Source organism: Duganella sp. CF458 (assembly GCF_900113115.1).
Classification (GTDB): Bacteria; Pseudomonadota; Gammaproteobacteria; order Burkholderiales; family Burkholderiaceae_D; genus Rugamonas.
This window is the reverse complement of the sequence record NZ_FOOF01000004.1, coordinates 1-18,866: the sequence shown is the minus strand read 5'-3', so window position 1 is coordinate 18,866 and position 18,866 is coordinate 1. Positions and strand designations below refer to the sequence as shown.

21 protein-coding genes are annotated in these 18,866 nt (G+C 61.5%); 15 read left to right on the top strand and 6 right to left on the bottom strand.

The window, feature by feature from the left end; translation table 11 throughout:
• The first annotated feature begins 72 nt into the window (after positions 1–72).
• The 3 genes from rnhB to BM269_RS07065 are packed head-to-tail and all read left to right on the top strand — an operon-like array spanning position 73 to position 2,699.
• Positions 73–690 carry a ribonuclease HII gene (rnhB, locus tag BM269_RS07075; protein WP_090436326.1) on the top strand — a complete coding sequence of 206 codons (618 nt, stop codon included), beginning with the start codon at positions 73–75 and terminating at the stop codon, positions 688–690.
• Complete coding sequence (locus BM269_RS07070; protein ID WP_090436325.1) at positions 687–1,472, top strand: TrmH family RNA methyltransferase; 786 nt, start codon at positions 687–689, stop codon at positions 1,470–1,472. The genes rnhB and BM269_RS07070 overlap by 4 nt, the downstream gene beginning before the upstream one ends.
• A 27-nt stretch (positions 1,473–1,499) precedes the next feature.
• Positions 1,500–2,699: an EAL domain-containing response regulator gene (locus tag BM269_RS07065; protein WP_090436324.1), complete on the top strand. Its 1,200-nt coding sequence runs from the start codon at positions 1,500–1,502 to the stop codon at positions 2,697–2,699.
• An 8-nt stretch (positions 2,700–2,707) separates the two neighbouring features.
• Here the strand turns inward: BM269_RS07065 and BM269_RS07060 are convergent, their stop codons facing one another.
• Complete coding sequence (locus BM269_RS07060; RefSeq protein ID WP_090436323.1) at positions 2,708–3,553, bottom strand: posphoenolpyruvate synthetase regulatory kinase/phosphorylase PpsR; 846 nt, start codon at positions 3,551–3,553, stop codon at positions 2,708–2,710.
• 153 nt (positions 3,554–3,706) lie between these two features.
• Between BM269_RS07060 and ppsA the strand changes: the two genes are divergently transcribed.
• From ppsA to BM269_RS07025, 7 genes are all read left to right on the top strand, one after another.
• Complete coding sequence (gene ppsA, locus BM269_RS07055; protein ID WP_090436322.1) at positions 3,707–6,133, top strand: phosphoenolpyruvate synthase; 2,427 nt, start codon at positions 3,707–3,709, stop codon at positions 6,131–6,133.
• 76 nt (positions 6,134–6,209) lie between these two features.
• Positions 6,210–6,629, top strand: a complete 420-nt coding sequence (locus BM269_RS07050) for an NfeD family protein (RefSeq protein WP_090436321.1) — start codon at positions 6,210–6,212, stop codon at positions 6,627–6,629.
• A gap of 13 nt (positions 6,630–6,642) precedes the next feature.
• Positions 6,643–7,563, top strand: coding sequence for an SPFH domain-containing protein (locus BM269_RS07045; RefSeq protein WP_090436320.1), 921 nt, complete (start codon positions 6,643–6,645; stop codon positions 7,561–7,563).
• A gap of 166 nt (positions 7,564–7,729) precedes the next feature.
• Complete coding sequence (locus BM269_RS07040) at positions 7,730–8,152, top strand: DUF4259 domain-containing protein (RefSeq protein WP_090436608.1); 423 nt, start codon at positions 7,730–7,732, stop codon at positions 8,150–8,152.
• A complete protein-coding gene (locus BM269_RS07035; RefSeq protein ID WP_090436319.1) occupies positions 8,149–9,222 on the top strand; it encodes a hypothetical protein in 1,074 nt (357 codons plus the stop codon). The genes BM269_RS07040 and BM269_RS07035 overlap by 4 nt, the downstream gene beginning before the upstream one ends.
• Before the next feature lie 12 nt (positions 9,223–9,234).
• Positions 9,235–9,483 carry a DUF1272 domain-containing protein gene (locus BM269_RS07030; protein ID WP_090436318.1) on the top strand — a complete coding sequence of 83 codons (249 nt, stop codon included), beginning with the start codon at positions 9,235–9,237 and terminating at the stop codon, positions 9,481–9,483.
• Positions 9,461–10,306 carry an NAD-dependent protein deacetylase gene (locus tag BM269_RS07025; protein WP_090436317.1) on the top strand — a complete coding sequence of 282 codons (846 nt, stop codon included), beginning with the start codon at positions 9,461–9,463 and terminating at the stop codon, positions 10,304–10,306. The genes BM269_RS07030 and BM269_RS07025 overlap by 23 nt, the downstream gene beginning before the upstream one ends.
• Here BM269_RS07025 and BM269_RS07020 read toward each other — a convergent pair.
• Both BM269_RS07020 and smpB read right to left on the bottom strand, forming a co-directional pair.
• Complete coding sequence (locus tag BM269_RS07020) at positions 10,287–10,829, bottom strand: FlgO family outer membrane protein (RefSeq protein WP_090436316.1); 543 nt, start codon at positions 10,827–10,829, stop codon at positions 10,287–10,289. The genes BM269_RS07025 and BM269_RS07020 overlap by 20 nt on opposite strands.
• Before the next feature lie 66 nt (positions 10,830–10,895).
• The gene (gene smpB / locus BM269_RS07015; RefSeq protein WP_090436315.1) at positions 10,896–11,345 is read right to left on the bottom strand and encodes an SsrA-binding protein SmpB; all 450 of its coding nucleotides are present in this window, start codon (positions 11,343–11,345) and stop codon (positions 10,896–10,898) included.
• Positions 11,346–11,412: 67 nt separating this feature from the next.
• On the opposite strand from smpB, the gene BM269_RS07010 reads away from it, so the two are divergent.
• Together BM269_RS07010 and BM269_RS07005 are read left to right on the top strand one after the other, a co-directional pair.
• Positions 11,413–11,844 carry a type II toxin-antitoxin system RatA family toxin gene (locus BM269_RS07010; protein WP_057262688.1) on the top strand — a complete coding sequence of 144 codons (432 nt, stop codon included), beginning with the start codon at positions 11,413–11,415 and terminating at the stop codon, positions 11,842–11,844.
• On the top strand, positions 11,837–12,118 hold the full coding sequence (locus BM269_RS07005) for an RnfH family protein (protein ID WP_090436314.1): 282 nt from the start codon (positions 11,837–11,839) through the stop codon (positions 12,116–12,118). Before BM269_RS07010 ends, BM269_RS07005 begins: the two co-directional genes overlap by 8 nt.
• A gap of 11 nt (positions 12,119–12,129) precedes the next feature.
• Here BM269_RS07005 and BM269_RS07000 read toward each other — a convergent pair whose 3' ends face one another.
• A complete protein-coding gene (locus tag BM269_RS07000; RefSeq protein ID WP_090436313.1) occupies positions 12,130–12,657 on the bottom strand; it encodes a DUF4124 domain-containing protein in 528 nt (175 codons plus the stop codon).
• Positions 12,658–12,747: 90 nt separating this feature from the next.
• On the bottom strand, positions 12,748–13,266 hold the full coding sequence (locus BM269_RS06995; RefSeq protein WP_229204528.1) for a gluconokinase: 519 nt from the start codon (positions 13,264–13,266) through the stop codon (positions 12,748–12,750).
• Positions 13,267–13,409: 143 nt separating this feature from the next.
• On the opposite strand from BM269_RS06995, the gene guaB reads away from it, so the two are divergent.
• The 3 genes from guaB (at position 13,410) to BM269_RS06980 (ending at position 18,115) form a co-directional block, all read left to right on the top strand.
• Entirely contained in the window at positions 13,410–14,870 is a 1,461-nt protein-coding gene (gene guaB, locus BM269_RS06990) for an IMP dehydrogenase (RefSeq protein ID WP_090436312.1), read from the top strand.
• Positions 14,871–14,924: 54 nt separating this feature from the next.
• Positions 14,925–16,526, top strand: a complete 1,602-nt coding sequence (gene guaA / locus BM269_RS06985) for a glutamine-hydrolyzing GMP synthase (RefSeq protein WP_090436311.1) — start codon at positions 14,925–14,927, stop codon at positions 16,524–16,526.
• Positions 16,527–16,921: 395 nt separating this feature from the next.
• Positions 16,922–18,115, top strand: coding sequence for a tyrosine-type recombinase/integrase (locus tag BM269_RS06980; protein ID WP_090436310.1), 1,194 nt, complete (start codon positions 16,922–16,924; stop codon positions 18,113–18,115).
• A gap of 58 nt (positions 18,116–18,173) precedes the next feature.
• On the opposite strand, the gene BM269_RS06975 is transcribed toward BM269_RS06980, so the two are convergent.
• A complete protein-coding gene (locus tag BM269_RS06975; RefSeq protein ID WP_229204527.1) occupies positions 18,174–18,356 on the bottom strand; it encodes a helix-turn-helix transcriptional regulator in 183 nt (60 codons plus the stop codon).
• Positions 18,357–18,866: the final 510 nt, after the last annotated feature.

Below are 18,866 nucleotides of genomic sequence, written 5' to 3'. Positions count from 1 at the left end.
GATCAGCCCGTGTCCCGATTCGGGTGTGACCCCAAGGTGGGACACGAACTGGACAGTAGAAAGAATTGAGTGATGTCCCAACAATCCGGTCTGTTTGACGACCTTCCATATTCCCTCGACGAGATTATCTGCGGCGTTGATGAGGCGGGGCGCGGCCCCTTGGCCGGTCCGGTGTTTGCCGCGGCCGTGATCCTGGACCGCAACCGCCCGATCGCCGGCCTGCGCGATTCCAAGAAACTCAACGAGGCCCGCCGCGACGAGCTGGCGCCGCTGATCCGCGAGCACGCAATCGCCTGGGCCGTCGCCAAAGCTTCGGAAGAGGAAATCGACCGCCTGAATATCCTGCAGGCTAGCCTGCTGGCGATGAAGCGCGCGGTCTATGCGCTGCAAACCATACCGACCCTGGCCCTGATCGACGGCAACAAGTGCCCCGTGATGCGCATCCAGAGCATCGCCATCGTGGAAGGCGACGACAAGATCGAATCGATTTCGGCTGCCTCGATCCTGGCCAAGACCGCGCGCGACGCGGCCCTGGTCAGGCTGCACAGGAAATACCCGCAGTACGGCTTCGACCAGCACAAAGGCTATGGCACCGCGCTGCACCTGGAGCGCTTGCGCGAGCACGGCGCGTCGCCGGTGCACCGCCGCAGCTTTGCGCCGGTACGCGAAGTCCTGGAGCGCGCGCTGTGAAGCACATCACTTCGCGCGACAACGCGCAATACAAGGAACTTAGCAAGCTGGCCACCAACTCGCAGGCCCGCCGCAAGGCCGGCCGCAGCCTGCTCGATGGCGTGCACCTGTGCGAAACCTGGCTCGAGCTGCGCGGCCACCCGGAACAGGCCATCGTGGCCGAAGGCGCGCTGCGGAATCCGGAAGTGGCGGCCATCATCGCCCGCCTCGAAGCCGGGCATGCCCACGTCCTGTGCCTGGCCGACCAGCTGTACCACGCTGTCAGCCAGGTGGAGCATGGCGTCGGCCTGATGTTCCTGATCGGCACACCGCAGAAAGAGGTGCCGCAGGCTTTGACCACCAACGCAGTCCTGCTCGATAACGTGCAGGACCCGGGCAACGTCGGTTCCATCCTGCGCAGCGCCGCCGCGGCGGGCGTGAAGGAGGTGTATTGCGCCCCCGGCACCGCCTTCTGCTGGTCGCCGAAAGTGCTGCGCGCCGCCATGGGCGCCCACTTCGTGCTGGACATCTACGAAAACGTCGACCTGCCGCAACTGGTGCAGAGTGCCCGCATCGCCACCCTGGCCACCAGCGGCTACGCGGCCGAGCAGCTTTATCAGCTGGACCTGAAACGACCGGTCGCCTGGATCTTCGGCCACGAAGGGCAGGGCGTATCCGAGTCGCTTTTAAGCAACGCCACGCACCGCGTGATCGTGCCGCACCTGGGCAAAGTCGAGTCGCTGAACGTCGCCGCATGCGCGGCAGTATGCTTTTTCGAGCAAGTCAGGCAAAATCTGACTTAGTAAAACTAAGCAAGTGGGATTGGCGTTATGGAAATTGCAAGCTTGCACTTTCTGGTCGCCGAGGGCGAACCCATCCAGCGAGAGCTACTGCTTGGCATGCTGCGCCACCTGGGCGCCCAGCACGTCACGCCGGCGTCCGACGGAGTCGGTGCGCTGCGCATCCTGGAAATCGGGCTCAGTCCTCCCACCAACATCGCCCTGATGGACTTGACGCTGCCCGGCATGGACGGGCTGGAAGTCATCCGCCGCCTGGCCGAAATCGACTGCCGGGCCGGCATCATCATCCTCGCCGCGGAAAATGCCGACGTGCTGTTTTCGGTCGAGACCATGGCCGAAGCCTACGGGCTCGATGTGCTGGGCAGTTCAGGCAAGCCGATGACCTCGGCCCGGCTGCTGGAACTGATTGCCAACTACCGTGAGCCTGCCGTCGAACCGGACCCCGGTCCGGCACACCCGGAATTCACGTTTGCGGAAGTGGAGCGCGGACTGCAGGAACGCCAGTTCGGACCTTACTTCCAGCCCAAGATTGAACTGGAAACCGGTGCCGTCACCGGACTGGAAATGTTCGCCCGCTGGCACCACCCGGAGTATGGCGTGCTGGGCCCGTCAGCCTTCGTGCCGGTGCTGCAAAGCGTGCGGCGAGTTGACTTCCTCGACTGGTGCATGATCGAACAGTCGGTGGCGGCCTGCCGCAGCCTGCACGACCAGGGCATTCCGATTTCATTTTCTTTCAATGTCGACCCGAGCACGCTGGCGCACCCGCAGTTCATCGCCCAGATGACGGCCTGCCTCGAGCGCCACCGCGTGCTGTCGGACTACGTCACGTTCGAGATCACGGAAGCTTCGGTGCTGACCACCAACCCGCACTTCCTGGAACGCCTGCTGCGGCTGCGCATGATGGGATTTGGCCTGGCGATCGACGATTACGGCACCGGGCGCTCCAACCTGCAACTCCTGGCCGCCATCCCCTTCTCGGAATTGAAGATTGATCCCAGCTTTGTCGATGGCGCCTCGCGCAAGCGCCCCATCGGCACCGTATTGAAATCCTTTATCGGGCTGGCCCGCAGCCTGTCGCGCGACGCTTGCGCGGTCGGGGTCGAAACCAGGGCGGATTGGGACTTCCTGCAAGGCCTGGGCTGCGCTTACGCCCAGGGCTTCTATATAGCCAACCCGATGCCGCTGGACGACATTCCGGGCTGGCTGCACGACTGGAAAAGCTTCTTCTGAGCGGAAGCTCAATACACCGAACGATTCGGCTTGATTTCCTGCAGGATGGTGGTCGAAATCTCTTCGATCGACTTGGTGGTGGACGACAGCCAGCGGATGCCTTCGCGGCGCATCATGGCTTCCGCCTCGTTGACTTCATAGCGGCAGTTCTCCAGCGAAGCGTACTTGGAGCCGGCGCGGCGCTCGTTGCGGATCTCGGACAGGCGCTGCGGCTCGATGCTCAGGCCGAAAATCTTCGATTTGAAGGCATACAGCGCGGAAGGCAGTTTGCCGCGCTCGAAATCGTCCGGGATCAGCGGGTAATTGGCGGCCTTCACGCCATATTGCATGGCCAGGTACAGCGAAGTAGGGGTCTTGCCCGAACGCGACACGCCGACCAGGATCACGTCCGCCGACGACAGGTTCTTGTTGGACTGGCCATCATCGTGTGCCAGCGAGAAGTTGATCGCCTCGATACGGTTCTTGTATTCCTCGCTATCGACCACGTTGTGCGAGCGGCCGATGGTGTGGGTCGACTTGACCCCCAGTTCCTGTTCCAGCGGCGCCACAAAAGTCTGGATCAAGTCCATATGCATGGCGTTGGCGCGCTGGATGACCTCCGACAGCTCCGCCTTCACCAGGGTGGAAAACACGATCGGCTTGGTGCCGTCCTCGGCCCCGACCTCGTTAATTTTGCGCACTGCATCATACGCTTTGTCGCAGGTGTCGATGAAAGGCAGGCGGATCTGGCGGAAGCGCAGGTCGAACTGGGTCAGCACCGAATGACCGAAGGTTTCAGCGGTGATGCCCGTGCCGTCAGAGACAAAGAAGACGGTGCGGCTAGACGATGGCAATAAACGTTGATCTTGTGGCATCAAAAAAGCTTTTCCAATGGATGAATCGTCAATTTGCTCGGCAGGCTGTAAAATGCCTGCCAACAGTAAGATTGTGCTGCACGGCGCCAAGAATGACAAGAACGATGCCGCGCGCACCTGCGTAAAGATTTTTATCATCAAAAAGGTGTCTTTATGACTAACGCAGCATTGAAGGAGCAATCCGACGGGGTGTACGTTGCCTCGTTCGAGACCTTGCGCATGACGGATGTCGAATCCGTCGGCGGCAAGAACGCGTCGCTGGGGGAGATGATTTCCCAGCTGGCTGGTGCCGGTGTTCGGGTGCCTGGCGGTTTCGCAACCACCGCGCAAGCCTTCCGCGACTTCCTGTCGCACAGCGTTGACGGCGGCCCATCGCTGGCCAAGCGCATTGCCGACCGCCTCGAACACTTGAACGTCGACGACGTGCGCGCCCTGGCCGCCTCGGGCGCCGAAATCCGCCAATGGATCATCGACACCCCATTCCAGCCACGCCTGGAAGCCGAGATCCGCGCCTTCTACGACCGCCTGGTCGCCGATTCCAGCACTGAAGTGTCGTTCGCCGTGCGCTCCTCCGCCACCGCGGAAGACTTGCCTGACGCATCCTTCGCGGGCCAGCAGGAATCCTTCCTGAACGTGGTCGGCATCGACAACGTGCTGGAAGCGATGAAGCACGTATTTGCATCCCTGTACAACGATCGCGCGATTTCCTACCGCGTGCACAAGGGCTTTACCCACGCCGAGGTGGCGCTGTCGGCCGGCGTGCAGCGCATGGTTCGCTCCGACACGGGCGCATCGGGCGTGATGTTCACCATCGACACCGAGTCGGGCTTCAAGGACGTGGTCTTCATCACTTCCTCGTACGGCCTGGGCGAAACCGTGGTGCAGGGCGCCGTGAACCCGGACGAATTCTACGTCCACAAGCCGATGCTGGAGCAGGGCAAGTCCGCCGTGATCCGCCGCAACATCGGCTCCAAGCTGATCAAGATGGAATTCACCAATGAAGCCAAGGCCGGTCGCTCGGTGAAGACCGTCGACGTGCCGATCGAGATGCGCAACCGCTACTCGCTGGTCGACGCTGAAATCGTCGAACTGGCCAAGTACGCCATGATCATCGAGAAGCACTACGGCCGTCCGATGGACATCGAGTGGGGCAAAGACGGCCGCGACGGCAAGCTGTACATCCTGCAGGCCCGTCCCGAGACCGTGAAATCGCAGCAGAAAGCCACCGATTCGCAGCAGCGCTTCAAGCTGAAATCGACCGGCACCGTGCTGACCTCCGGCCGTGCCATCGGCCAGAAGATCGGCGCCGGCCCGGTGCGCGTGATCAACGATCCAAGCGAGATGGAACGCGTACAGCCGGGCGACGTGCTGGTGGCCGACATGACCGACCCTAACTGGGAACCGGTGATGAAGCGCGCATCGGCCATCGTCACCAACCGCGGCGGCCGTACCTGCCACGCAGCGATCATCGCGCGCGAGCTGGGCGTGCCGGCAGTGGTGGGCTGCGGCGACGCGACCGACGTGCTGAAGGACGGTAACTTCGTGACCGTATCCTGCGCCGAAGGCGACGAAGGCAAGATCTACGACGGCCTGCTGGAAACCGAAATTTCCGAAGTCCAGCGCGGCGAACTGCCACCGCTGAAGACCAAGATCATGCTGAACGTGGGTAACCCGCAACTGGCCTTCGACTTCCAGTCGGTGCCGAACAACGGCGTGGGCCTGGCCCGCCTGGAGTTCATCATCAATAACAATATTGGTGTGCACCCGAAAGCGATCCTGGAATACCCGAACATCGACGCCGACCTGAAGAAGGCAGTGGAATCGGTGGCGCGCGGCCACGCTTCGCCAAAGCAGTTCTACATCGACAAGCTGGCGGAAGGCATCGCCACCATCGCCGCGGCCTTCTGGCCGAAGAAGGTGATCGTGCGCATGTCCGACTTCAAGTCGAACGAGTACAAGAAGCTGATCGGCGGTTCGCGCTACGAGCCGGACGAAGAAAACCCGATGCTGGGCTTCCGCGGCGCCGCGCGCTACCTGTCGGCGGACTTCGCTGCCGCATTCGAGATGGAATGCGTCGCCATGAAGCGCGTGCGTGAAGAGATGGGCCTGACCAACGTCGAGATCATGGTGCCATTCGTGCGCACCCTGGGCCAGGCGGAGAAAGTGGTCGGCCTGCTGGCCAAGAACGGCCTGAAACGCGGCGAGAACGGCCTGCGCGTCATCATGATGTGCGAAGTGCCTTCCAACGCCGTGCTGGCGGAGCAGTTCCTGGAACACTTCGACGGCTTCTCGATCGGCTCCAACGACCTGACCCAGCTGACCCTGGGCCTGGACCGCGACTCCGGCATGGAGCTGCTGGCAGCCGACTTCGACGAACGCGATCCTGCGGTACGTGCGCTGCTGGGCATGGCCATCTCGGCCTGCATCAAGTTGAACAAGTACATCGGCATCTGCGGCCAGGGCCCGTCCGACCACCCGGAACTGGCCGTGTGGCTGATGCAGCAGGGTATCGAGACCATGTCCCTGAATCCGGATTCGGTCATCGACACTTGGCAGAAGCTGGCAGAAATGCAACAATAAACCAACGATAAGCCTCGTTGCCCGAACCCCCGTGGCCTTGTCGGCGACGGGGGTTTTTTTACTTTTGGAGATTGAGATGGCTGACTGGATGTTGTGGGCGATTGGCGCGGGCGTGCTGGTCACTCTCGAACTGTTTAGCGGCACGTTCTACCTGCTGATGATTGCCATCGGCATGGGAGCGGGCGCCCTGGCTGCGCTGGCCCGCGTCGATATGCCCGGCCAGATGCTGGTCGCGGCCATCGTGGCGGCGATTGCGACGCTGCTGCTGCGCCGCAGCCGTTTTGGCAAGAGCACGCAGCCGCCGGCTCAATCCAACCCGGACGTCAACCTGGACATCGGCCAGAGCGTCAACGTGCCGGCCTGGCAGGACGGCGTCGCGCGCGTGATGTACCGCGGCGCCATGTGGGACGTCGAACTTGCGCCGGGCGAAGCCGCGGCGCCGGGCGTATTCAAGATTCGCGAAATTCGCGGTAGCCGGCTGATCGTCGGCGCATAACAAGGAGAAGTGAATGGAATTCAGTTTTGGCACAGTCACGCTGGTCATCTTCATCGTAGCGTTGGTGTTCGTCTTCAAGACCATCAACGTGGTGCCGCAGCAGCACGCCTGGGTGGTGGAGCGGCTTGGCAAGTATCACGCCACGCTGGGGCCCGGCCTGAACATCGTGGTGCCCTTCATCGACCGCATCGCCTACAAGCACGTGCTGAAAGAGATCCCGCTCGACGTGCCGTCGCAGGTCTGCATCACCAAGGACAACACGCAGTTGCAGGTGGACGGCATCCTGTACTTCCAGGTGACCGACGCGATGCGCGCCTCGTACGGCTCGACCAACTACGTTGCCGCGATTACGCAGTTGGCGCAGACCACCTTGCGTTCGGTGATCGGCCGCATGGAGCTCGACAAGACCTTCGAAGAGCGCGACCACATCAACACCACCGTGGTGAACGCGATCGACGAATCGGCCGCCAACTGGGGCGTGAAGGTGCTGCGCTACGAAATCAAGGACCTGACGCCGCCGCAGGAAATCCTGCACGCGATGCAAGCCCAGATCACGGCCGAACGCGGCAAGCGCGCGCTGATTGCCGCCTCCGAAGGCCGCAAGCAGGAGCAGATCAATATCGCCACCGGCGAACGCGAAGCAGCCATCGCCCGCTCCGAAGGCGACAAGCAGGCCGCCATCAACCGCGCCCAAGGCGAAGCCGCCGCCATCCTGGCGATCGCGGAAGCGACTTCCGGCGCGCTGAAGCAGGTCGGCAGCGCGATCCAGCAACCGGGCGGCGAAGCGGCGATGAACCTGAAAGTGGCCGAGCAATACGTGGACGCCTTCGGCCAACTGGCCAAGACCAACAACAGCCTGATCGTCCCCGCCAACGTCGGCGACATGAGCAGCCTGATCGCCACCGCCCTGCAAGTCGTCAAAACCCAAAAATAGCGATGGCCGAGGCCGTGTCCCACAATGGGGTCACACCCGTTTCGGGACACGGCCTCGAGTGTAGTTCGCATGAGCTCGTGTCCCATTTCGGGTGTGTCCCCACGGTGGGACACGGGCTGTGCCGTAATTGCGTACAATGCGGCCTTATATCGAACAGGAGGCGCATGTGGGAACCTGGGCTGTTGGGCCGTTTGGCAATGATTTCGCGCAGGATTGGGCGCAAGACCTGCAGGAGTCAAGGGACCTTTACTTTATCGAGGACACGCTGAACAACGTGTTGCAGGCGGAGACCACCGAGTATCTGGAGGCGCCGTTTGGCGCGGAGGCATTGGCCGCCGTGGAAACCTGGTCGCGCCTGCAGGGCAAGGGCGGTGCGAAGGATGAGGATTCCGGGCGCGTCGATGAGTGGGTGGCCGAGGTGCAGGCGAAGCTGAGCAAGCCGCGTGCCGATATCGCCGACAAGGCACAGCGCGTGTTGGCGCTAGTGTTGTCGGAAGCTTCGGAATTGCGCGAATTGTGGGAAGACAGCGAGCATTTCGAGGATTGGCGCGCCACCGTGACCGACCTGCAGCGCAGGTTGTCGGCATGAAGCGCATTCTGGCCGTCGTCCTGGCATCCGCTGCGTGGTCGGCGCATGCGGGCGATGCCGCTACCGATGCTGCTGTCAGCGGCCGCATCTCCCAGATCCGCGCCATGCCGCCAGCCGCGAATGCTGCTGCGGCGGGTGCGCAGCGCCGTGAACTCGATGCCGCTTGGCGCTTCTTTGGCGATTATCGCGACAACGCGCTCCCGCTGCTGCGCCGCGAACTGGTCGCGGAACTTCGCGCATCGCGCCCCAGCCAGCCTTTGCTGCTGGACGCTGCGTGCTTCCTGGTCGCCTATGGCGCCGAAGCCGACAAGCCGCTCGCCGTCCAGGCCGCACTAGCGATCAATCCCGATGCGGCGCTGGATGGCCCGCAATTGTTCCGCCTGATGCATGCCGCTGCGGCAAGCCAGGATGCACGCCTGCTGCCCCTGATCGACCGCATCTTCCTGCGCAAATCCGTCACCATTCCGCTGCCGCAGCAGGGTTCGATGATCGACGAAACCGGTGTGCGCGCCTTGCTGTATGGCCGCTTTGGCGCGGCAGGCGAGCGCCATCTTGTCGCGCAATTGCGCGACCCGGCGCTGGTCAAGCCGGTTCTCGATGTGCTGCAGATCGTCGGCTCGCCAGCCAGCGTGCCTGCGGTTGAGCCGCTGCTGCAAAGCGCCGACATGGAGACCTTCACGCGGGCAGTGAACTTCCTGGTGCGCTCCGGCGGCCCGCAGGGCCGGCAAGCGCTGCTGGCACTCAAGCCGCAAGGGTTGTCGAAAGAAGCGGTGGCGTTCTTCGCTCCGATGCGCCAGCAGCTTGCGCAGCAACCGGCGCCGCAAGCAGGCAAGGGCGCTTTAGCCGATGCTGAAGTGAGGCGCCTGCTAGATGCGCTGGAAACGAGCGGTGGACGCTACCAGGGCATCGACCCGTCGGCCATCGTTCAATCGCGCTTGCCGAAGCAGGAATTGCTGGAGCGCCTGACGCGTATCCGCGAGCGCAGCTTTGGGCGCGCGACGAACGAGGCACTGGCCGACATCGACACCACCAGCGCTTTGCTGAACGCAATCAGCTACCGACATCAATAAAGGAACCTCGACATGCTGCAAATGCGACCCAACTGCGAATGCTGCAACAAGGACTTGCCGCCTGGTGCGCAGGACGCCTTGATCTGCTCATTCGAATGCACCTTCTGCGCCGATTGCGTGAACGATACGCTGCACGGCAAATGCCCGAACTGCGGCGGCGACTTCGCTCCGCGTCCAACCCGTGCCGCATCGAAGCTTGAAAAGTACCCGGCATCGACCGAACGCGTCTTCAAGCCAAATGGATGCGCCGCAGCCGAGTGAGACTCAACTGGCGCGCTGGCTGGCGCGCCACAGCCGCGTGCTGGTTCTCACCGGCGCTGGGCTGAGTACTGCCTCCGGCATCCCCGGCTACAGGGACAAGGACGGCGTGCGGCGCGGCCGTACCCCGATCCAGGGCCCCGAATTCCGTCGCAACGAGGCGGTCAGGCGCCGTTACTGGGCCCGTAGCATGGTGGGCTGGCCCACAGTCTCGCGCGCCGAGCCGAACGCCGGCCACCGCGCCATCGCCGAGCTGGAAGCCGGTGGCCACGTGCATAGCGTGATCACACAGAACGTGGATGGCCTGCATCAGCGCGCGGGCAGCAAGCGCCTGATCGAGTTGCATGGCAACCTGCACCATGTGATCTGCCTCGCATGCCAGGCCCGCTATTCGCGCGCCAGCCTGCAGCCGCAGCTTGAGCACGACAATCCGGATCTGGCGGACCTGCTGGCCCAGCCGCTTCCTGATGGCGATGCCGCCATCGAACCGGATGCGCTGCAGGATTTCCATGCGCCGGCGTGCGCCGCCTGTGGTGGCGTGCTGATGCCGGACGTGGTCTTCTTTGGCGATAACGTGCCGGCCGCGCGCACGGCGCAGGCCTTGGCTGAAATGGAGGCCGCCGATGCGCTGCTGGTGGTCGGGTCTTCCCTGATGGTGTTTTCCGGCTACCGCTTCTGCCGCATGGCTGCAGCTTCGGGCAAGCCGATTGCCGCCATCAACGCCGGCATCACCCGCGCCGACGACCTGCTTTCACTGAAACTGGAGCTGCCCGCGCAGGAGGTCCTGCCGCTGCTGGTCGACCTGCTCAGCGTCCCATCAGCATAGAACGCACCACGCTGTCTTTGGCGAGCACGTAATCGGTAGCGGCCATCACCTGATTGGTTTGCGGCTGCACCACTTTGATGTTGACGAAGACGGCGTCATTGGTTTCGCCGTAGGAGCCGACCACCACCGCCTGGGCATTGTGGTTGTGCGCCATTTCGCCAACTTCGCGCGTGAGCATCATTTCGCCTTGCTGGCGTTTCATGTAGAGCGAAGTACGCAGCTTCATTTCGAGCATGCGCAGCCCGCCTTGGGCGAGACGGGTCGATACTTGTTCGGAAACCAGCCGGCCCAGCGTGGAGCTCTGGTCCAGCGCGTCGATGTTGACGACGGTCGCCATGATCAGCGGCTTGTCACCCGCCAGGCGGCCGTTCAATTGCGAGAGCAGGGCGTCGGCGGCCTTGTAACTGGCGCCGACAAACTGGTTCTGCGACGTTGCGGCGTAATTGTTTTCCTGGGGCTTGTCGGAGAACCAGGCGCAACCTGCCAGCGCAAGAGGAAGAAGTAGGACAGCAACAGCTCGCATTGACGATCTCCTTTTACCTGAGTGTAGCACTCGCGTTGCTGCTTGGAAACGTAGCTAGCCTTCCGTTTATCGACGGTGTTGCTTCATAGCTTGCGCCACTTCGCGGCTGGCGTCGCGGTCTTTTTCCGAGGCGCGCTTATCGTGTTGCTTCTTGCCCTTGGCCAAGCCGATCTCGCACTTGATGCGGCCGCCCTTGAAGTGCAGGTTCAACGGCACCAGGGTATAGCCGGAGCGCTCGACCTTGCCGACCAGCTTGTCGATCTCGGCACGGTGCAGCAGCAGCTTGCGGGTACGCACGGCTTGCGGGTGAATATGGGTGGAAGCGGTAGGCAGGGCGCTGATGTGCGCGCCAAACAGGTACAGTTCGTTATCGCGGATGGTAACGTAAGCTTCCTTGATCTGAACGCGCCCATCGCGGATCGCCTTGACTTCCCAACCTTCGAGCGCGATTCCGGCTTCATACTTGTCTTCAATGAAGTAGTCGTGGAAGGCTTTGCGATTATCGGCAATGGACATGGGTAAAAATGCGTGGGTCGGTTAAACTACGGGTTCTTTGGACAACATCATAGCAAACGGTTACTCAATGGCAGTAGTGCACAAGTCGGTATTCCTGGGATACAGCGCCGAGCAAATGTTTGATTTAGTGGCAAAGGTCGAGGATTATCCCAAATTTTTGCCCTGGTGTGGCGGAGTTGATGTCCGCGAACGGGGTGAGAACCATGTTGTGGCCAGCGTTGGGATCAATTTCCATGGTGTTAAGCAGCATTTCACCACCTCCAACTCGAATACGCCGTTCAGCGAAATCCGCATGAAGCTGGTCGACGGCCCGTTCAAAACCCTCGATGGCACCTGGACGTTCAAGGCCTTGCGCGAAGATGCCTGCAAGGTCGAACTTGATTTGCACTACGAGTTTTCCAGCAAACTGCTGGAGCAGGTGATCGGCTCCGTATTCGGCATGATTGCCAACAGCATGGTCGACTCCTTCTGCAAACGTGCCGAGACTGTCTATGGCTGACCGCATCAAGATTACGGTGTGCTATGCACCGGCTTCGCAGCCTCTGCTGTATGCGCTGGAAGTGGATGAGGGCACCACCATCGGCCAGGCCATCGAAATCAGCGGCATCCTGCAGGAAGCGCCTGAGATCAACCTGGTGACGATGCCGGTTGGAATTTACGGCAAGAAAAAGACGCTGGATACGGTGGTGCGCGCGCGCGACCGGATCGAAATCTACCGGCCGCTGATCGCCGACCCGAAAGACGCCCGGCGCCGCCGGGCGAAGAAGGCTTAACGCGTTCCTGCTTATTTACACATGCTGTTGACGGACTCGCGCTGCTCCTTGACCTTCTGTGCGCGGGATTCATCGGACATGTAGTTGCGTTCGCCGTTCGGGCCCATTTCGGAAACGCGCATGCCGCTTTCCAGCATGCCGATGTTGCTCTTGGCTTCCGCACAGTACTTCTTCTTCTCGGCTTCGCGCTTGGCATCTTCAGCGGCCTTGGCGGTCTTTTCAGCCGTTTCCTGCTGGCGCTTCTTGTAGTCCGCGTTGCGTTCCGCCAACGAAGGCTTCGCAGACGCGGCTTTGTCGTCGGATGCCGGCACCTCTTCGCCTTCGGCGCCAGGCGTTGCAGCCACATCCTTGCGCATGTCGGCTACGGGCGCGCCGCGCGGGGCTTTCAGGATGCGGTTTGGCGGCGTGCCGGGTGGAGGCGGCTGGTCCGACAGCTGTTTCACGCCTTTTTCGTTCACCCACATCCACTGCGCTTGGGCGAGGGAAGTGCAGGCAATCAGCGCCGTTGCCAGCGCCAGGCGGGTAATACGTTGATTCATAGGGAGATTTCCTTGGGTGAGAGTGTACATTTCACCCCGAAATCCCCCTGTTGTCAAATTTATTTCCCAAAAGAATCGTCGGGTTACCCCTTAGGCTTGCTGTTGCAGGGTTTGCAGGATGGTGTCCACCAGCGCTTGCGGCGACTGGGTCAGGTCAAGGCGTATACCGGCTTCGTCGGCTTGGAGTGGTTCCAGGTCGCGCAGTTGGCTGTCCAGTAGTGAGGCCGGCATGTAGTGGCCGGGGCGGGCGTGCATGCGCTGTTCGAGCACATCGCGCTCGCCATGGAGGTAGACGAAACGGAGTTCGGGATCGCCGCTGCGCAGCAGGTCGCGGTAGCGGCGCTTGAGCGATGAACAGGACAGCACCAGGCCCTCGCCACGTTCGCGGGCAGCGCTGATCTCTTTGCGCAGCGTTTGCAGCCAGCCGGCGCGGTCGTCATCATTCAGCGGAATGCCGGCTGACATCCTGGCCAGATTTTCCGGAGGGTGATAGCTGTCGCCCTCCAGGAAAGTCACGCCGAGTTCGGCGGCCAGTCGCCTACCGATTTCGCTTTTGCCGGCCCCGCTGACGCCCATGACGACGACGCGCAAATTGGTATTGATTTTCATGTCCCCTGGAATGCCTGATAGCGCTATCTGTAGGCGCCAGTTTAGATCAACTGTCAGCAGGCCGTCCAGCAGCGGTTTGAGGATTGCCGAGACGAAAGCGAATGTTTCCTGTATAATCTGCTTTTGCGCCTATAGGAAATACTATGCGTCTGCTCCAAAAAGCACTCACTTTCGATGACGTGCTCCTCGTCCCCGCGTATTCCAACATTCTGCCTGCGGATACGTCCCTCAAGACTCGCCTGACCCGTAACATCTCCCTCAACATTCCTCTGCTGTCCGCAGCGATGGATACCGTTACCGAAAGCCGTTTGGCGATCGCAATGGCACAGGAAGGCGGCATCGGCATCATTCACAAAAACCTGAAGCCGAAAGACCAGGCGCGTGAAGTGTCGAGGGTCAAACGTTTCGAGGCCGGCGTGCTGCGCGACCCGATCACCATCCCTCCGGACATGAAGATCCGCGACGTGATCAAGCTGACCGAGCAATATGGTATTTCCGGCTTCCCGGTTGTTCAGGGCAAGGAAGTGGTCGGCATCATTACCAATCGTGACCTGCGCTTCGAGAAAGAGCTGGACGCCGAAGTGCGCGCCAAGATGACCCCGCGTGAAAAGCTGGTCACCGTCAATGAAGACGCCAATACCGAAGAAGCCAAGCGCCTGATGAACAAGCACCGCTTGGAGCGCGTACTGGTGGTGAATGAAGCTTTTGAACTGCGCGGCCTGATCACCGTCAAAGACATCCAGAAATCGACCGAACACCCGAACGCATCGAAAGACCAGCACGGCAAACTGCTGGTTGGCGCGGCAGTCGGCGTCGGCGCGAAAGATGAAGAGCGTATCGACCTCTTGGTAGCAGCAGGCGTGGACGTGCTGGTGGTGGACACCGCCCACGGCCATTCGCAAGGCATCCTGGACCGCGTGAAGTACATCAAGACCAAGTACCCGCATGTTGACGTCATCGGCGGCAATATCGCCACCGCCGCCGCTGCGAAAGCGCTGGTGGAATACGGCGCGGACGCGGTCAAGGTCGGTATCGGCCCAGGCTCGATCTGCACCACCCGTATCGTTGCAGGCGTGGGCGTGCCGCAGATCACCGCGATCTCCAACGTGGCAGAAGCACTGAAGGGCACCGGCGTTCCATGTATCGCCGACGGCGGCATCCGCTTCTCGGGCGACATTTCGAAAGCACTGGCAGCCGGCGCATCCACCGTGATGATGGGCTCCATGTTCGCCGGGACCGAAGAAGCACCGGGCGAGGTGATCCTGTACCAGGGCCGTTCGTACAAGTCCTACCGCGGCATGGGCTCCCTGGGAGCGATGGCCGATGGCTCGGCCGACCGCTACTTCCAGGACGCCAGCGCCAAGCAGGACAAGTTCGTACCGGAAGGCATTGAAGGCCGTGTGGCCTACAAAGGCTCCGTGCTGGCGATCCTGTTCCAGCTGGTGGGCGGCGTGCGCCAGTCCATGGGCTACTGCGGTTGCGCCACCATCGACGAACTGAAAGAGAAAGCAGAATTCGTCGAGATCACGTCGGCCGGCATGCGCGAATCGCACGTGCACGACGTCCAGATCACCAAAGAAGCGCCGAACTACCGCTCCGAATAAGTATCCCCGCAAAGCGGCGACCAAGTGTCGCCGCAATTTTTTTTTGCCCCCGCTATGCACTCAAAAATCCTCATTCTTGATTTCGGTTCCCAGGTGACCCAGCTGATCGCACGCCGCGTGCGCGACGCGGGCGTGTTCTCCGAGGTTTACCCGTACGACGTAGACGACGAATTCATTCGCAACTACGGCGCATCGGGCATCATCCTGTCCGGTTCCCATAACTCCACGCTGGAAGGCGATTCCCCGCGCGCACCGCAAGCCGTGTTTGAAATCGGCGTGCCGGTGCTGGGTATCTGCTACGGCATGCAGACCATGGCTGCGCAATTGGGCGGCAAAGTGGAAAACGGCCTGGTACGCGAATTCGGCTACGCCGAAGTGCGCGCACGCAACCACACTGCGCTGCTGAACGGCATCAACGACTTCGTCACCGACGAAGGCCACGGCATGCTGAAGGTCTGGATGAGCCACGGCGACAAGGTCCTGGAAATGCCGGCCGGCTTCAAGCTGATGGCGTCCACCGAATCCTGCCCGATCGCCGGCATGGCCGACGAAGACCGCAAGTTCTACGCCGTGCAGTGGCACCCGGAAGTGACCCACACCGTGCAGGGCAAGGCCATGCTGGGGCGCTTCGTGCACGAAATCTGCGGCTGCAAGGCAGACTGGAATATGCCGGACTACATCACCGAAGCGGTGGAGAAGATCCGCGCCCAGGTCGGCACCGATGAAGTGATCCTCGGCCTGTCCGGCGGCGTCGATTCCTCCGTGGCCGCAGCCCTGATCCACCGCGCCATCGGCGACCAGCTGACCTGCGTCTTTGTCGACCACGGCCTGCTGCGCCTGAACGAAGGCAAGATGGTGATGGACATGTTCTCCAAGAACCTGGGTGTGAAAGTGATCCAGGTCGATGCGACCGAACAGTTCATGGGCCACCTGGCCGGCGTCACCGATCCAGAGCAGAAGCGCAAGATCATCGGCCGCGAATTCGTCGAAGTGTTCCAGGCCGAATCGGCCAAGCTGGTGAACGCCAAGTGGCTGGCACAAGGCACCATTTATCCTGACGTGATCGAATCCGCAGGCAAGGGCAAGAAAGGCCAGACCATCAAGTCGCACCACAACGTGGGCGGCCTGCCGGAGACCATGAAGCTGCAGCTGCTCGAACCGCTGCGCGAATTGTTCAAGGACGAAGTGCGCAAGCTGGGCGTGGCACTGGGCCTGCCGCACGAGATGGTGTACCGCCATCCATTCCCGGGCCCAGGCCTGGGCGTGCGCATCCTGGGTGAAGTGAAGAAGGAATACGCCGACCTGCTGCGCCGCGCAGACGCCATCTTCATCGAAGAACTGCGCAACACCCCATACGAAGGCGCCGTCATGGCTGGCGAAGACGCTCCGCAAAACTGGTACGACGCTACCTCGCAAGCATTCGCCGTGTTCCTGCCGGTGAAATCGGTCGGCGTGATGGGCGATGGCCGCACCTACGACTACGTCGTGGCCCTGCGCGCCGTGCAGACCCAGGACTTCATGACTGCACACTGGGCGCACCTGCCACATACGTTGCTGGGCAAGGTCTCCAACCGCATCATCAATGAAGTGCGTGGCCTGAACCGCGTGGTGTACGACATCAGCGGCAAGCCGCCGGCGACCATCGAGTGGGAATAATTTCCCATTAGGCTGCAACTAGCAGCACTCGGTTAAAATCCAGAGCCAAGCCCCTGATTTTTCAGGGGCTTTTTTCATTTCTGGTGGCGAAATCTGGCAACGTCAGGCACCCCCAAGCGGCTCCTTTTGGTGGTGCGTTGGATGGTACTGCGGGACCGTGTTTGCCGCGGCTCTCCGATGCCATCAAACGTGTCACAAACGGTTGATGGTATCGAAATCGCGTAAGTCACTGATTGGATTGGGAAAAGCGCCCGATTCATCATCATTTTCGCTGATGGTATTGGAACACGGTTTTTGGCCGTTTTCCACCACGAAAGCGGGCTTTTTTAGTGCCGCTAACTTGTTGATTTGATGTGGGAAATAGGCAGGATGATGGTGCCGGTTGAGAGTGAAATATGCTGACAGACACAAAACTGCGGAATTTGAAGCCCGGGCCGCGCGCTTACAAGGTCGTGGACCGCGACGGCCTGTATGCCATGGTGCTTGTATCCGGCGTGGTGTCGTTCCGGTTCAATTACCGGATCAACGGGCGCCAGGAGACGTTGGTACTCGGTCGTTATGGCAGGGACGGGCTGACGCTGGCAGAGGCGCGCGAAAAGCTCGATGCGGCCAGGAAGCTGGTGGCGTCCGGTCTATCGCCCATGCAGCACAAACGGCGCCAGAAGCAGCGCCGGGCAGGGGAGGAATCCTTTGGGGAGTGGGCGGAGCGCTGGCTCACCAACTATCGCATGGCTGAATCGACGCGTGACATGGGGCGCTCGGTGTATGAGCGCGACCTGGAACGACCTTTCGGCAAGCTGCTGCTGCACGAGATCACGCATGAGGAACTGCGTGCCTTGTGCGACAAGATCGTGGCGCGCGGCGCGCCGGCCACGGCGGTGCACGCGCGCGAGATCGTGATGCTGGTGTTTCGCTATGCCGGCCAGCGCGGGCACGAACACCCCAATCCGGCCGACAAGGTGCCGCCCTGCGCAATTGCCACGTTCCAGCCGCGCGACCGGGCGTTGAGCAGTACGGAGATCCCCTGGCTGTACGAATTCCTGGAGCAGGTGCAAAGCGCGCCCACGCTAAGGCTGGCGGTCAAACTGCTGCTCCTGACCTTAGTCCGTAAATCCGAACTGACGGACGCGACCTGGGACGAGTTCGACTTTACGCACGGCATCTGGACCATCCCCGCAGAGCGCATAAAGCGGCGCAACCCGCACAACGTGTATCTCTCCCGTCAAGCCATCGACATGTTCATCGCGCTGCGCACCTGCGCTGCTGGTTCGCGCTACGTGCTGCCATCAAGGTACGACGCCGACCTGCCGATCTCGAACGCTACGCTGAACCAGGTGACGACGTCGGTGTCGCGCGTGGCGCGTGCTGCGGGCCGGCCGCTGGCCGACTTTTCACCGCACGACTTGAGGCGTACTGCGTCGACCCTTCTGCACGAAGCCGGCTACAACATCGACTGGATCGAGAAATGCCTGGCCCATGAGCAGAAGGGTGTACGCGCCGTCTACAACAAGGCCGAGTACGCGCAGCAGCGGCGTGCCATGCTGCAGGACTGGGCCGACATGATCGACGCTTGGGTCAAGGGCGCTTAGGGCCTGGTGCGGGCTGCGGAACTGCTGCGGCCTGTTGTTGCGCGATCCAAGCGTCGACCTAGTGCAGGTCCCAGGCGACGGCCCGTGTCGTGATGGAGAAACGTTTGGGGAACTTTCCCGCACGTTCGAGTTCGAGAATGGTGCGTTCGCCAAGCGGCACCTTTTGCAGCAGCTGCTTGCGTTTAATGAGCACGCGGCCGGGTGTCATCATTTCCTGGGAGGTCAGTGCGCGGGCATTCATAGGTGGCTCCTTCAATCGACGAAATGGAATGATTGTGCCGGCTGAGACTTCAGCGCTTGGCGATTCGGACTGTGAGGATATGTTTGCACCGTAACCGGAGTAGGCAACGGTGCGAACAGAGCCAATCGTAGGTGGGGACGAATACCGTGCGATCTGCGCGGTCGTCCATGGGGAGAACTGATGGACTAGCTTCTCGGATTTCGTGATAGGGCTCGCCAACATCAACAGGGCCAGCTTCTGCAAATGAAAATTTAGATTGGCAAGAGAGCGGTGTCAAACTTTGTACACCGAAATCAGGCGAGGGCTGTTGAACGCATGGAAAAGGAAGTGTTAAAAAAGGCAACGGCGTACTTTGCGGGGGAGTCGCTGCCAGGTACGCGTTCATGAAGTCGGTGCGACTCGACGGATACCCGATGGATTTGCTTTGCAGGGTCTTCAATGTCTCTCGCAGCGGCTTTTACGCATGGCAGGGGCGCAAGCCGTCGCGCCGCGCTCAGGAGGACGCCAAGC